At 65.7% G+C, this 13034-nt stretch carries 11 protein-coding genes; 9 read left to right on the top strand and 2 right to left on the bottom strand.

Going from position 1 to position 13034, the window contains the following annotated elements:
• Window positions 1-6 precede the first annotated feature (6 nt).
• From RQH86_RS15390 to RQH86_RS15420, 7 genes are all read left to right on the top strand, one after another.
• Window positions 7-528 carry a TRAP transporter small permease subunit gene (locus RQH86_RS15390; RefSeq protein WP_161963779.1) on the top strand — a complete coding sequence of 174 codons (522 nt, stop codon included), beginning with the start codon at window positions 7-9 and terminating at the stop codon, window positions 526-528.
• The gene (locus RQH86_RS15395; RefSeq protein ID WP_055853858.1) at window positions 528-1811 is read left to right on the top strand and encodes a TRAP transporter large permease; all 1284 of its coding nucleotides are present in this window, start codon (window positions 528-530) and stop codon (window positions 1809-1811) included. Before RQH86_RS15390 ends, RQH86_RS15395 begins: the two co-directional genes overlap by 1 nt.
• A gap of 99 nt (window positions 1812-1910) precedes the next feature.
• Window positions 1911-3494, top strand: coding sequence for a family 43 glycosylhydrolase (locus RQH86_RS15400; protein WP_311239900.1), 1584 nt, complete (start codon window positions 1911-1913; stop codon window positions 3492-3494).
• Window positions 3495-3635: 141 nt separating this feature from the next.
• Complete coding sequence (locus tag RQH86_RS15405; protein WP_055853853.1) at window positions 3636-4694, top strand: LacI family DNA-binding transcriptional regulator; 1059 nt, start codon at window positions 3636-3638, stop codon at window positions 4692-4694.
• A 721-nt stretch (window positions 4695-5415) separates the two neighbouring features.
• Window positions 5416-6270 carry a 5-dehydro-4-deoxy-D-glucuronate isomerase gene (gene kduI / locus RQH86_RS15410; protein ID WP_055853850.1) on the top strand — a complete coding sequence of 285 codons (855 nt, stop codon included), beginning with the start codon at window positions 5416-5418 and terminating at the stop codon, window positions 6268-6270.
• 180 nt (window positions 6271-6450) lie between these two features.
• Entirely contained in the window at window positions 6451-7206 is a 756-nt protein-coding gene (kduD, locus tag RQH86_RS15415) for a 2-dehydro-3-deoxy-D-gluconate 5-dehydrogenase KduD (RefSeq protein WP_055853846.1), read from the top strand.
• Between the two features lie 284 nt (window positions 7207-7490).
• Window positions 7491-8147, top strand: coding sequence for an RpiB/LacA/LacB family sugar-phosphate isomerase (locus tag RQH86_RS15420; protein WP_311239901.1), 657 nt, complete (start codon window positions 7491-7493; stop codon window positions 8145-8147).
• 521 nt (window positions 8148-8668) lie between these two features.
• Here the strand turns inward: RQH86_RS15420 and RQH86_RS15425 are convergent.
• Window positions 8669-8953: a hypothetical protein gene (locus tag RQH86_RS15425; RefSeq protein WP_311260730.1), complete on the bottom strand. Its 285-nt coding sequence runs from the start codon at window positions 8951-8953 to the stop codon at window positions 8669-8671.
• A 12-nt stretch (window positions 8954-8965) separates the two neighbouring features.
• Between RQH86_RS15425 and RQH86_RS15430 the strand changes: the two genes are divergently transcribed.
• Both RQH86_RS15430 and RQH86_RS15435 read left to right on the top strand, forming a co-directional pair.
• Window positions 8966-10090, top strand: coding sequence for a GDSL-type esterase/lipase family protein (locus RQH86_RS15430; RefSeq protein ID WP_311240032.1), 1125 nt, complete (start codon window positions 8966-8968; stop codon window positions 10088-10090).
• A gap of 201 nt (window positions 10091-10291) precedes the next feature.
• Window positions 10292-12028, top strand: coding sequence for a peptidase M61 (locus RQH86_RS15435; protein WP_311240033.1), 1737 nt, complete (start codon window positions 10292-10294; stop codon window positions 12026-12028).
• Window positions 12029-12238: 210 nt separating this feature from the next.
• On the opposite strand, the gene RQH86_RS15440 is transcribed toward RQH86_RS15435, so the two are convergent.
• Window positions 12239-12883: a DUF4375 domain-containing protein gene (locus RQH86_RS15440; RefSeq protein ID WP_311240034.1), complete on the bottom strand. Its 645-nt coding sequence runs from the start codon at window positions 12881-12883 to the stop codon at window positions 12239-12241.
• Window positions 12884-13034: the final 151 nt, after the last annotated feature.

Here is a 13034-nt window from a genome sequence, read left to right on the forward strand (position 1 = left end):
ATCCCGATGACCGTACCCGAGACCGTCGCCGTCCCGGCCGCGCCGTTGCAGCGCGCGCTGGACCGCGTTTCCGATATTGCCATTGGCGTGGCGTCGCTGGCGCTGCTTGGCCTGGTGGTTGTGCAGGGCTGGCAGGTATTCACCCGCTATGTGCTCAACAATTCCCCGAGCTGGACCGAGCCGGTGACGCTGTTGCTGCTGAGCACCGCGCTGAGCCTGGCGGCCGCCGCCGGTGTGCACACCAATCGCCATTTCGGCTTCTATCTGCTGGGCGACCATGTGCCACCGCTGGTGCGCAAACTGTTCGATCTGATTCGCCCGTTGATGATCATGGCCATCGGCGCCGTGCTGGCGTGGTGGAGTGCGGCGCTGCTGATCGATGGCCTGGACATCAAGATGGCCGGCGCGCAGATGCCGCAGAGCATCAACTACCTGCCGTTGTCCATTGGCGGTGCGCTGATGGTGGTGTTTGCCTTGTACAAGTTGTGGCGTGTGCTGCGCCCGATCCACACCGGAGGAGTGCGCTGATGGGCATCGCCATGTTGTTGGGAACCTTCGTGGTGCTGCTGCTGATCGGCGTGCCGGTCGCCTATGCACTGGGTGCGGCCGCACTGGCCACGTTGCTGTATCTGGACCTGCCCACGGTGGTGCTGGTGCAGCAGATTTCTGCAGGCAGCGGCTCGGCATCGCTGATCGCGATTCCGCTGTTTATCTTTGCCGGCGAGCTGATGCTGCGCGGCGGGATTTCCGAACGTTTGATCGCGCTGGCGTCCTCGTTGGTCGGGCGCGTGCGCGGCGGCCTGGGTCAGGTCAGCGTGCTGTCGTCGCTGTTCTTCGGTGGTGTGTCCGGCTCTGCCATCGCCGACGTGTCGGCGGTGGGCGGCACCATGATTCCGCAGATGATCAAACGCGGTTACGACCGCGATTACGCGGTGAACGTGAGCATGACCGCCGCGTTGGTGGCGCTGTTGGTGCCGCCCTCGCACAACCTGATCCTGTTCTCGGCGGCGGCCGGTGGCGGCCTGTCGATTGCCGATCTGTTTGCAGCCGGCATCTTCCCCGCGCTGCTGATGACCGCGGCAATGATGGTCACCGGCTATGTGGTGGCGCGCCATCGCGGCTACGGCACCGAGCCGTTCCCCGGCTGGCGTGCGGTGGCCTTGCGCCTGTTCGGTGCATTGCCGGGTCTGGGCCTGGTGGCGTTGATCTTCATCGGAATCCGCGCCGGCATCTTTACCGCGGTGGAAAGCGCCGCGATCGCCGTGGTCTACGCGTTGATCGTCACGGCATTGCTGTATCGCCAGCTGCGCTGGGCCGAGTTCTTCGCCGCCGTCACGCATGCCGCCCGCACCACTGGCGTGATCCTGTTCGTGATCGCCACAGCGGCGGTGTTCGGCTGGTTGCTGGCGTATCTGCAGGTGCCGGCAGCGGCGGTGAAACTGCTGCAGTCGGTGGCCGACGGCAAGAACACCGTGCTGCTGATGATCGTGGTGATGCTGCTGCTGCTGGGTATGTTCATGGACCTGGCGCCGAAGATCCTGATCTGCACGCCGATCTTCCTGCCGGTGGTCAAGGCCTACGGCATCGACCCGATCCATTTCGGTCTGGTGATGGTGCTGGCCGGCGGTATCGGCCTGATCACCCCGCCGATCGGATCGGTGCTGTTTATCGGCACCTCCATCGGGCAGATCACCATCGCCCAAAGCATGCGCACCATCTGGCCATTCTGGCTTGCGGCGCTGTGCGTGCTGTTGATCGTGGCGTTTTTCCCGGAGCTGTCGCTCTGGTTGCCGAGGGCACTGCGCGCGTAAGCGCGTCGGTGCTGGCGGGAGTCTCCCGCCTTCATCCAGCAGCCGGCGATCTAGGCGCCGGCCCTGCATCGCCCCGCGCGACGGGGACAAGGAGAAAGCATGCGTCACCGTATGACATCCGCGCGCTTGCGTTGGCTGCTGGCCGCCGGGCTGGTGCTGTGCACCGGCCTGAGCATGGCCGCCGACTGGAAGCGTGGTATCGAACATCAGCGCATTGCCGACCAAGGCAATGGCACCTTCCTCAACCCGGTGCTGGCCGGCGATCACCCCGATCCGTCGGTGCTCAAGGACGGCGACGATTACTACCTCACGCTGTCCTCGTTCGACGCGTATCCCGGTCTGCCGATCTGGCATTCGCGCGATCTGGTCAACTGGCAGCCGCTGGGCCACGCCATCACCCAGAACGTCGGTGCGATCTGGGCGCCGGACCTGATCAAGCACGGCAAGCGCTATTACATCTATTTCCCGGCCCGTCGTGGCGACCAGGCCGAGCGCAGCAACTTCGTGGTGTGGGCCGATGACATCAAGGGCCCGTGGAGCAAGCCGATCGACATCGGCCTGGGCAAGTACATCGACCCGGGTCATGCGGTGGGCGAAGACGGCAAGCGGTATCTGTTCCTCAGCGGCGGCGATTACGTGCAGCTGTCCGACGACGGCCTGACCGTGGTCGGCACGCCCAAGCACGTCTACGACGGCTGGAAGTACCCGGAAAGCTGGGACGTGGAAGGCTACGCGCAGGAAGGCCCCAAGATCACCCGCCACAACGGCTGGTACTACATGACCACCGCCGTAGGCGGCACCGCTGGCCCGCCGACCGGGCACATGGTGATCACCGCGCGCTCGCGTTCGATCCACGGTCCCTGGCAGAACGCGCCCAACAACCCGATCACCCGCACCAAGAGCGCCGACGAGCCGTGGTGGTCGCGTGGCCACGCCACCCTGGTGGAAGGCACCGACAAGCGTTGGTGGATGCTCTACCACGGCTACGAACACGGCTTCTGGACGTTGGGCCGGCAGGCCTTGCTGGACCCGATCGAATGGACCCCGGACGGCTGGTTCGTCGCCAAGGGCGGCGATCTGGGCACCCCGATGAAGAAACCCAGCGGCCAGGCGCTGACCCACGGCCTGGCGCTGTCGGACGATTTCCGCGCCAAGACGCTCGGCCCGCAGTGGGCGTTCTTCAACCCGGCGGCCGACGAAGCCAAGCGCCTGCAGGTGGGCGATGGCGTGTTGCGTCTGCAGGGCAAGGGCACCGCTCCGCGCAACGCCTCGCCGCTGACGGTGATCGCCACCGACCAGGCCTACCAGTTCGAAGTGCAGATGACCGTGGCACCGGGCGGGCAGGGCGGGGCGCTGCTGTTCTACAGCGACAAGCTCTACGCCGGCGTGGGCAGCAATGGCGAAAACTTCGTCATGCACCGCTACGGCGAAGAACGCCCCGGCACGCTGGCCCCCAGTGCTACCGGTGGCACCTTGTGGCTGCGGGTCACCAACAACCGCCACATCGTCACCATCCACAGCAGCACCGACGGCAAGACGTGGACCAAGTACCCGGTGCAGATGGAAGTGTCCGGCTACCACCACAACGTGGCCGGCAAGTTCCTGGCATTGAAGCCGGCGCTGTATGCCGCCGGCCCGGGCCAGGTGGAGTTCCGCAACTTCCGCTACCGCGCCCTGGACTGACCGTTCTGCATCGCCGGGCATGCCGCCGCGATGGTCGCTGCGGTGTGCCTGGCGCGGCGGGTCCGGGGTGGCGGCAGGCTTCGCTCAGGTCTGCCGGCCGTCTGGCCGGTAGAATCCAATCAACTTCACTGGTTGACCGCTATGCCCGCCCGCAAGATGCCTGAAGAGGGAATGCCCGGCCTGCCGAAGGGCAAGGTAGCCACGATCAACGACATCGCACGGATGTCGGGCGTGTCCAAGAAGACCGTGTCGCGGATCATCAACAACTCGCCGCTGGTGCGGCAAGACACCCGCGAGAAGGTCGAGGCGTTGATGCGCGAGGTTGGCTACTCGCCCGACCCGCTCGCGCGCGGGCTGGCGTTCCGGCGCTCGTTCCTGATCGGCATGGTCTACGACAATCCCACCGCGCAATACATCGTGGACATGCAGTACGGCGCGCTGGACGCGCTGCGCGGCTCCAGTTTCGAGCTGGTGGTGCACCCTTGCGACAGCCGTAGCCCCGGCTACATCGAAGGCGTGCGCCGTTTCGCCCAGGCGCAGAAGCTGCACGGGGTGATCCTGGTGCCGCGCGCGTCCGAAGATCAGGCGCTGGCCGATATGCTGGCCGAGATCGGCTGCCGCTACACCCGCATCGCCTCGGTCGCGCTGGATACCACCTCGCAAACGGTGATCACCCACGACCGCGACGGCGCCGCCGAGGCGGCCGACTACCTGCTCTCGCTCGGCCACCGCGACATCGCCCTGGTCACCGGCCCCAGCGCCTACCGTTCCTCGATCGAACGCACCTCCGGCTTTGCCGACGCGCTCACCCGGCGCGGCATCGAACTGCCGTCCGAGCGTATCGTCGAAGCCGGCTACACCTTCGAATCGGGCGTGGCCGCCGCCGAAAAGCTGCTGCTGGGGAAAAAGCGCCCCACCGCCATCTTCACCGGTAACGACGAAATGGCTGCCGGTATCTACAAGGTCGCGCTGCGCGCCGGCATCAACATCCCGCGCCAGCTCTCGGTGATCGGCTACGACGACAGCTCGCTGGCTTCGCGCCTGTGGCCACCGCTGACCTCGGTGCGCCGCCACACCCGCGACACCGGCCGCACCGCCGCGGCCATGCTGATCCAGCCCGACAACGCCCCGCAACTGCCCACCGCCAGCGTGCGCCCGCATCTGATCGTGCGCGACTCCTGCCAACCGCCGGAAGATTGAGCACTGCGCGCCGCGATCCCACGCGGCGCGGGCCTACCGCTGCACCTTGCAGGACGTTGTGCCGGTCAAGGTGAGAACAGCTGTCTCGATCGGCCAACGGCTGGCCCCCATCCGCCCTTCGGGCACCTTCCCTCGCAGGCGGGGGAAGGCAGTGCGCCGATCGCTGCGGTGACGCCCCTCTCCCGACGCCCCTCTCCTGCTTGCGGGGGCGAGAAGGCATGGCTTGCGCGCCACGGGCGCGCGTGCCTTGGAGCGCTCGCGCCGCACGCGCGGGCCAGGGAGCGGAGCGGGGGTTGGGGTGAGGGCACGGCGGCAGGCAGGCATCTGAGAACAACTTAGGCATGCGCTGAAAACGCGGTAGGCCTCAAGCCTCGCCCCAATACTGCGCGCCGCCTCGCACCCTCATCCGGCGCTGCGCGCCACCTTCTCCCGGTGGGAGAAGGGATCAAAGCCCCTCTCCCGCCTGAGTGTCTTGGAGCGCCCGCGCCGAAAACACGGTAAGCACACTCACCGCTCAAGCCGCGGCCCCCAAGACTGCGCGTCGCCTCGCACCCTCATCCGGCGCTGCGCGCCACCTTCTCCCGGTGGGAGAAGGAAGCAGGCAGTCCCTCAGACCCACCCATCCCACTATCGTGCACTGCGCAATGACACCGGTTAACCAGAGCCGGTAGACTACCTACGGAGCAAGCCCTCTTCCCCCCGCTTGCCACGGAGATCGCGCATGTCCCTGTACTGCAAGACCCACTACGCCACCCACCCGGATGCCATCAAGGGCGCCAGCAACGACGACCTGCGCGAGCTGTATCTGCTCGACGGCCTGTTCGTCGATGGTGCGGTGACGCTCAAATACACCCATTACGAGCGCTTCGTGCTCGGTGGCGCCGCACCGCTGGGTACCGCGCTGGAACTGCCCAAGCAGACCGAGCCGGCCTCGGCCGCCGGTCACCCGTTCCTGGAGCGCCGCGAACTGGGCGTCATAAACGTCGGCGCCGGTAGCGGCACCGTGACCGTGGATGGCACCGCCTACACGCTCGGTCCCAAGGACGGCCTGTACGTGGCGATGGGCAGCACCGATGTCAGCTTCGCCTCGGACGATGCCGCCAACCCGGCCAAGTTCTATCTGGCCTCGACACCGGCGCATGCGCGCTTCGAGACCAAGCAGCTGTCGATCAAGGATGCGGTGGCGCTGGACCGTGGCGCGCTGGAAACCAGCAACGAGCGCACCATCTACCAGTACATCGTGCCGGCCACCTGCCAGTCCTCGCAGCTGCTGCTGGGCCTGACCGTACTCAAGCCGGGCAGCGTCTGGAACACCATGCCGCCGCATCTGCACGACCGTCGCAGCGAGGTGTATTTCTATTTCGACCTCGGCGCCAACGACCGCGTGTATCACTTCATGGGCGAGCCCGAAGCGCAGCGTCACATCGTGATCCAGAACAACGAAGCGGTGGTGTCGCCGCCGTGGTCCATCCACATGGGCGCCGGCACCAGCAACTACGCCTTCATCTGGGCGATGGGCGGCGAAAACCTGGACTACACCGACATGCATGTGCTGGACATCTGCCAGCTCAAGTAAGCCCGGTCTCGATCCATTGTTCGCTTCGGTGACGCCTGCGATCCAGGTGCGCACTAGCAACATCAGCGCGCTCCACCTCAGGCGTTGGTGACGCAGCATTTCAAACGACACACGCACTCTGCCGCGCACTGCGCGGCTCACTCATCACAACGTGGCACACCCAGCAGGAGCGATAAGGTAATGAGCAATCCGTTCAGTCTCGAAGGCAAGGTTGCATTGGTCACCGGTGCCAACACCGGCTTGGGCCAGGGCATCGCGCTGGCATTGGCCGAAGCGGGCGCGGACATCGCCGCCGCCGGCATCCAGGCGCCCACCGAGACCGAAGAAAAGGTCAAGGCGCTGGGCCGCCGTTTTATCGCCATCGAAGCCAACCTGATCAGCATCGAGCCGGTGCAGCGCATCGTCGACGCCACCATCGCCGGCCTGGGCGGGTTGGACATCCTGGTCAACAACGCCGGCCTGATCCGTCGCACCGACGCGGTCGATTTCAGCGAGCAGGATTGGGACGACGTGCTCAACGTCAACCTGAAGTCGGCGTTCTTCATGGCGCAGGCGGCCGGCCGTCATTTCATCGCCCAGGGCCGCGGCAAGATCATCAACATCGCCTCTATGCTGTCGTTCCAGGGCGGCATCCGCGTGCCCTCGTACACCGCCAGCAAGTCGGGCATCGCCGGCATCACCCGCCTGCTCGCCAACGAATGGGCCAGCAAGGGCGTGACCACCAACGCCATCGCGCCGGGCTACATGGCCACCGACAACACCGCGCAGCTGCGTGCCGATGAAGACCGCAACAAGTCGATCCTGGATCGCATCCCGGCCGCGCGCTGGGGCGTGCCGGCCGATCTCGGCGGCACCGCGGTGTTCCTGGCCAGTAGCGCCTCGGACTACGTCAACGGCGCCATCATCCCGGTCGATGGCGGCTGGCTGGCGCGCTGATCCAGATCGCATGGCCATGGCGCGCACTGTCAGACGCGCGCAGCCGCCCCTGGTGTCCCGCGATGCCACGTCCTTCTCCCGCGAGCGGGAGAAGGTGCCCGCAGGGCGGATGAGGGCAGCAACTCGTCCGGGACCGTCATCAAAGGGTGCGCGGAGTCTTGGTCACTGCTTGTTCGTTTCGCGCCGAAAGCCCCAGATGGGACCGCAATCGAAAGCACCTCGCGGCAGTCCCTAGCCTCCATCCTTTTCCGAACCACTCTTCCCCAACCAATCGGAGCATTCCCATGAAAATTGCACTCATGAATGAGTTTAGTCAGGCCGCCAAGAACCCGGTGATCCTGCAGCAGCTCAACGACATCGCCGGCGAACAAGGCCACAACGTGTTCAACGTCGGCATGGACGGCGACAACGACCACCGCCTGACCTACATCCATCTGGGTATCGTCGCCAGCCTGCTGCTGAACTCGAAGGCGGTCGACTTTGTCGTCGCCGGCTGCGGCACCGGCCAGGGCGCGATGATGTCGCTCAACGCCCACCCGGGCGTGTTCTGCGGCTACTGCATCGAGCCGACCGACGCCTACCTGTTTGCGCAGGTCAACAACGGCAACGCACTGTCGCTGGCATTCGCCAAGGGCTACGGCTGGGGCGCGGAAATCAACGTGCGCTACATCTTCGAAAAGGCCTTCAGCGGCGAGCGCGGTCTGGGCTACCCGGCCGAGCGTCGCGAATCGCAGGCTGCCAATGCCGGCATCCTGACCCAGGTCAAGCAGGCCACCGCCAAGTCCTACCTCGACGGCCTGCGCGCCATCGACCCGGAACTGATCAAGCAGGCCATCGGCGGCGAGCGCTTCCAGCAGTGCTTCTTCGACAATGCGCAGGATGCGGAGATCCGCAACTTCGTCGCCGGCCTGCTGGGCAAGAGCGAAGCCGCCGCTGCCTGAGTGTAGCGGCATGCGCGTGCCTGTGTTCCTGCACCGGGAGCAGGCCTGCGCCGCAAGGTGAGTGCTTGAGACGTCGCTGACGCGTCATTCATCGCATGGCGTCACCCACTGTTGAGACAAGCAGTGGGTGACAGTCACTGCACGCCCTGCTGTGACTGACTCCGATGCCGGTGCCCAAAAGCGTGAGTGCATCCGTTGTGAACAGAGAGCGTGCGTGGATGCGAGCAGAAACACATGTGCATTCGTCCAGAAGCACTCGTGTATTTGACCGAAAGCGCGCGTGCATCGAGCCCTTCTCCCATCGAAGCGAGAAGGCACGGCTTACGCGCCATGGGCGCGCGTGCCGCAAGCGCGGCTCGGGGCGCGGGTACGGCGGAAGACAGTCAACCGGCACTCAAGCGCAGGCATCGGACTCGCTCAATAACCAGCAATGCCGATGTTGACGATGACCCACCGAAGCATCACGTCGCCCGAGCTGGATCCAGCCAACGCGCGAAGTACGGATGCAAGTCGCGTCGAAATCACGCATCAAGCGTGCAGCCATACGTCGGTACCGCACTGCGGATAGCAGCAAAGCCAGATCCAAAAGCAACAAAAGCAACAACAACAACAGCAACAACAGCAACAACAGCAACAACAGCAACAACAGCAACAACAGCAACAACAACAGCAACAACAGCAACAACAACAGCAACAGCAACAGCAACAGCAACAACAGCAACAGCAACAGCAACAGCAACAACAGCAACAACAGCAACAGCAACAACAGCAACAGCAACAGCAACAGCAACAAACACCGCACTCACCTGGAGCCCCTCATGCGTCGACTGCTCATCGCCATGCTGCTGCTCTGCACTGGCATCGCCCATGCCCATGCTGCGCCCCATCGCATCTTTATCGCCGGCGATTCCACCGCGGCCGAGTACGGCGCCGATCGCGCACCGCAAGCCGGCTGGGGCCAGATGCTGCAAGCGTGGTTCGACCCCGCGCAGTGGCAGGTGCACAACCACGCCAAAGGTGGCCGCAGCACCCGCAGTTTCATCGCCGAAGGGCGCCTGGACGCCATCGCCAAGGAGTTGCAACGGGGCGACATCCTGCTGATCCAGTTCGGGCACAACGATGCCAAACGCGAAGACCCCACACGCTATACCGACCCGCAAGGCGACTACGTGCGGTTCCTGCGCCAATACATCGCCACCGCGCGCGAGAAGGGCGCCACGCCGATCCTGATCACCCCGGCCGCACGCCTGCTCTACGACTTCGGCGCATTGCTCGATACGCATGGCCGCTACACCCTGGCCATGCAGCAACTGGCGGCCGACGAACGCGTCGGCCTGATCGATCTCAACGCCAGTTCCAGCGACTGGATTCGCGCACTCGGCGAGCAAGCCGCCAAGCCGTACTTTCTGTTCGTCCCCGAACAGGGCAAAGCAGATGGCACTCATTTCAGCCGCGCCGGCGCTACCGCAGTGGCTTGCCTGGTCGTGCACGGCTGGGTGCAGCTACAGCCGGAGTTAAAACCCCAGCTGCGTCGCGACGCCGATTGCGGCGCAGCCCCCGATACCGCCGCGCAACGCGCCGCACAGGCGCATCCGTCGCTGGTCGTGCACGAGCGCGATCTCGCCCGCGAACAACCCGGCCCGCACGGCGGCGCCGGCCCCACCACGGCGTATCCGTTCTTCGCAGACGCGCCAGAGTTGAAGTTCGTGCTGCGCAAACGCGTGCTGCACAAAGGTGCCGGCATCGGCCTGCACCTGCACGACAAGGACGAGGTCTACTACATCGTCAGCGGGCGTGGCCTATACGCGCTGGATGGCAAGCAATACGACGTCGCAGCAGGCGATGCACTGCTGACGCGCCCGGGCAGCACCCATGCATTGCAGCAGACCGGTGATGCACCATTGGTGCTGTTGTTGGCCTACCTGCCAGCGCCGGCAGGGTGAACCGTCGGCGCGATGCAGCGCAGGTATGGGCGCCGCAGACGCGCCACCCAAGCAATGCCCCGCCGACCCAGCGCTACAACCCCGCTGGCATTCGATCCAGTCCTGCAGCCATCGCCGTGCGTTGCGCCGCATGACCTTCGGCATGCTGGCAGGCGGCCTCGACCGGCGGCATGATTGGCGATCCCACACTGCTCGGCGCGCATGAAAACTCCCTGGTTGCTTCTGTGTGTGCTCATCGCGCTGGCACCTGGCGCACTGGCCAGCCCGGCATTGGCCGTCCCTGCTCCGATTGCGCTGGACCTGGAGCTTGCACCGCATGCAACCAAGGGCGAGGTGGACACGCTAGAGGTGCGTCTGCGCCTGGCCACGCTGACCGTGGCTCGCGGCGGCATCGTGGCGCAGCTGCCGATGCAAGAGGGAAACGTGGATAGCGCTGCCGAGCACATCGTCTCGATCGAAGCCACCGATGCGCAAGGGACGGTGCAGCTCGCCGGGCGCGCGGCCACCGCGCAGGAGCGCGGCGATCAAGGCCCGTTGCGCGTCTGGACTGCGCCACGCGCGCTCGGCGGCCCGCTCAGCCTGCACTACCGTGTCCCGGCCAATGCGACCCGGCCGCCACGCGGCCCGGCGCCGCCCATTTCGTTCCGTAACGATGCGCATGCGTTTTCTGCAGTGTCGAGCATGTTTCTGGTGCTGCCGCCGCAGACACAAACGTACGCGTTGACCATTCGCTGGGATCTGTCGCAGCTGCCCGATGGCGCCAAGGGGGTGAGCTCGTTCGGCGAAGGGACGGTGCAGGTCGCGCAGATCGACAACGACAGTTTGCCTTTCGTGTTCTTCATGGCCGGGCAGGTCGGACGCTGGCCGAGCGTGCCGCGTGCGGACGGGTTTTCGGTCGCCTGGCAGGGGCAACCGCCCTTCGATGCGAATGCGTTATCCGCGTGGGTGGGCAAGCTGCACGAGCAGTTCGAGCTGGCGTTTCCGCACCCCGAGTCCAGGCCCTACACGATCTTCCTGCGCTACAACCCGGTCAACGCGGGCGGCGGGACCGCATTGAACCAGTCCTTCGTCACCACCTATGGCGCAGGGGACGGTGCCGATGTGGACCTGATCAAGATCACCTTGTCGCACGAAATGTTCCATACCTATCAGCCGCGCCTTTCCGAGCACGGGCCCGAGTCCACGACCTGGTTCACCGAAGGCTCGGCGGTGTTCTACCAGGCGCTGCTGCCGCTGCGATTCGGTTTGCTCACCCCGCAGCAGTTTCTGGATTCGCTCAACACGACCGCAGCGCGTTACTACACCAATGCGCTGGGAAATCTGCCCAACGCACGCATCGATGAGGGATTCTGGAAGGACACCCGCATCCGCATGCTCGCCTACGACCGCGGCATGTTGTATCTGGCCACGGTGAACGATGCGCTACGCAAGCGATCGCAGGGCCAGCGTTCGCTGGATGACCTGCTGCGTGAGCTGCTGGCGATCGGGCAGCAGCGCGAGGCAACGCAGGCCGATTGGGAGGCCTTGCTGAAGGCGGAGTTGGGCGAGGCGGCGGTGCAGGACTTTCATGCCTTCCTGGCCGGCACGCCGCCGTTGCCGGCGTCGGACGCGTTCGGGCCGTGCTTTCGCAGGACCAGCAAGCCACTGCGGCGATATGTGTTGGGATTCGAGCCGGCGGTGCTGGCCGAACCCAAGCGTATCGTGCGCGGGCTGATGGCAGCGTCGGCGGCCGCGCAGGCAGGAGTGCGCAATGGCGATGAGATCGTGCGTCCGGTGCCGCAGGACGGCATCCAGGGCAATCAGACCGAGCATCTGCAGTTGCGCTTGCGTCGCGACGGCAAGGAGTTCGATGTGGACTATCTGCCACGCGGCGAGCAGGTAGACGCCTGGCAATGGGAGCGCGTGCCTGGGGTGGACGATGCGCAATGCCGGCTGTGAGCGGGCGCTGATGCGCGCAGGCGTGCCTGTCTGCGGATAGGCACCCAGCCATCCGGTGCGCCGTTGCGCACGTGCCGCTGCCGGATCACTGCGTCGCTGAGGTGCCCGCATGCGCGACGGGGATTGCCCTCGCACGCAGCGATCGCGGCGTGTCCGTCTGCGTCACCCTGCATGCTCGTCGCACACGGCGCGCGGCGCATGGATCAAGGCTCAGGCCTTATCCACCCCGTAATGCACCAGGCCCAGCCGCGCCAGGTCGCCGGAGCGGCGGTAATAGACCTCTTCCCAGCCCTGCACGCGTTGGCGGTCGGCCTCGTTCATGGCGTCCAGGATGTCTTCGATGCTGAGCAGTTCGGGGTCTTCTTCCAGCCGTTCAAACACCGCGCCCAGGCCCTCGATGGCCTGCCGGGTTTGCGCTGCGCCCATTGCTGCCAGACCGCGCACTGCGTCGCTGCGGGTGGCCGCATCCCAGCGGTCGAAGTAGCGGGCGTAGCCGCTTTCTGTCATGTCCGCATCCAGCCGGGCAAGCGCGACCAGCTCGCGTTCGCCCGGCGATAGCGCGTCCAGGCGTCCGCGTAACGTTGCCAGTTTTGCCTGCGCGCGTGCGGCGCGACGGCGCCACAGCAGTTCGGGCATGTTGATCAGCCCTTCCGCTGTGGGCGGCGCCACCGCAGGCCAATTCACGCCATGGCCGTCCTCGGTGATCTGCCAGTGCGCGCGCTGTGGTGGCGTGGCCTTGAGCAACAACCGATGCGCCTGGATGGGCTCGTCGATGCGGATGCCGTTGGCCAGGGTGAACAGCAGGCGGGTGTCGTCCAGCTCCAAGCGCCGGATGCGCAGATGCGTCAGGTCCATTGAGCGAATGCGATGTGGGGAGTCTCGACCATAGTCCGCGCTGGCGACGGTGTCGAGTCGCTGCGCACTGCGTTGTCCCGCAGCGCGAACTGCACGTGCGTCGCATCACCTTGCCAGGGTGACGCCGCCGTCTGGCGAAGGCGCGACAGGG

Source organism: Xanthomonas sp. WCS2018Noco2-27 (genome assembly GCF_031843525.1).
GTDB lineage: Bacteria > Pseudomonadota > Gammaproteobacteria > Xanthomonadales > Xanthomonadaceae > Xanthomonas.

Bases quoted from the DNA above. Each gene is read 5' to 3' on its own strand.
- RQH86_RS15440 (WP_311240034.1), bottom strand. From the start codon at position 12,883: ATGGACCTGACGCATCTGCGCATCCGGCGCTTGGAGCTGGACGACACC.
- RQH86_RS15395 (WP_055853858.1), top strand. From the start codon at position 528: ATGGGCATCGCCATGTTGTTGGGAACCTTCGTGGTGCTGCTGCTGATC.
- RQH86_RS15435 (WP_311240033.1), top strand. From the start codon at position 10,292: ATGAAAACTCCCTGGTTGCTTCTGTGTGTGCTCATCGCGCTGGCACCT.
- RQH86_RS15430 (WP_311240032.1), top strand. From the start codon at position 8,966: ATGCGTCGACTGCTCATCGCCATGCTGCTGCTCTGCACTGGCATCGCC.
- kduD (WP_055853846.1), top strand. From the start codon at position 6,451: ATGAGCAATCCGTTCAGTCTCGAAGGCAAGGTTGCATTGGTCACCGGT.
- RQH86_RS15390 (WP_161963779.1), top strand. From the start codon at position 7: ATGACCGTACCCGAGACCGTCGCCGTCCCGGCCGCGCCGTTGCAGCGC.
- RQH86_RS15405 (WP_055853853.1), top strand. From the start codon at position 3,636: ATGCCCGCCCGCAAGATGCCTGAAGAGGGAATGCCCGGCCTGCCGAAG.
- RQH86_RS15400 (WP_311239900.1), top strand. From the start codon at position 1,911: ATGCGTCACCGTATGACATCCGCGCGCTTGCGTTGGCTGCTGGCCGCC.
- RQH86_RS15420 (WP_311239901.1), top strand. From the start codon at position 7,491: ATGAAAATTGCACTCATGAATGAGTTTAGTCAGGCCGCCAAGAACCCG.
- kduI (WP_055853850.1), top strand. From the start codon at position 5,416: ATGTCCCTGTACTGCAAGACCCACTACGCCACCCACCCGGATGCCATC.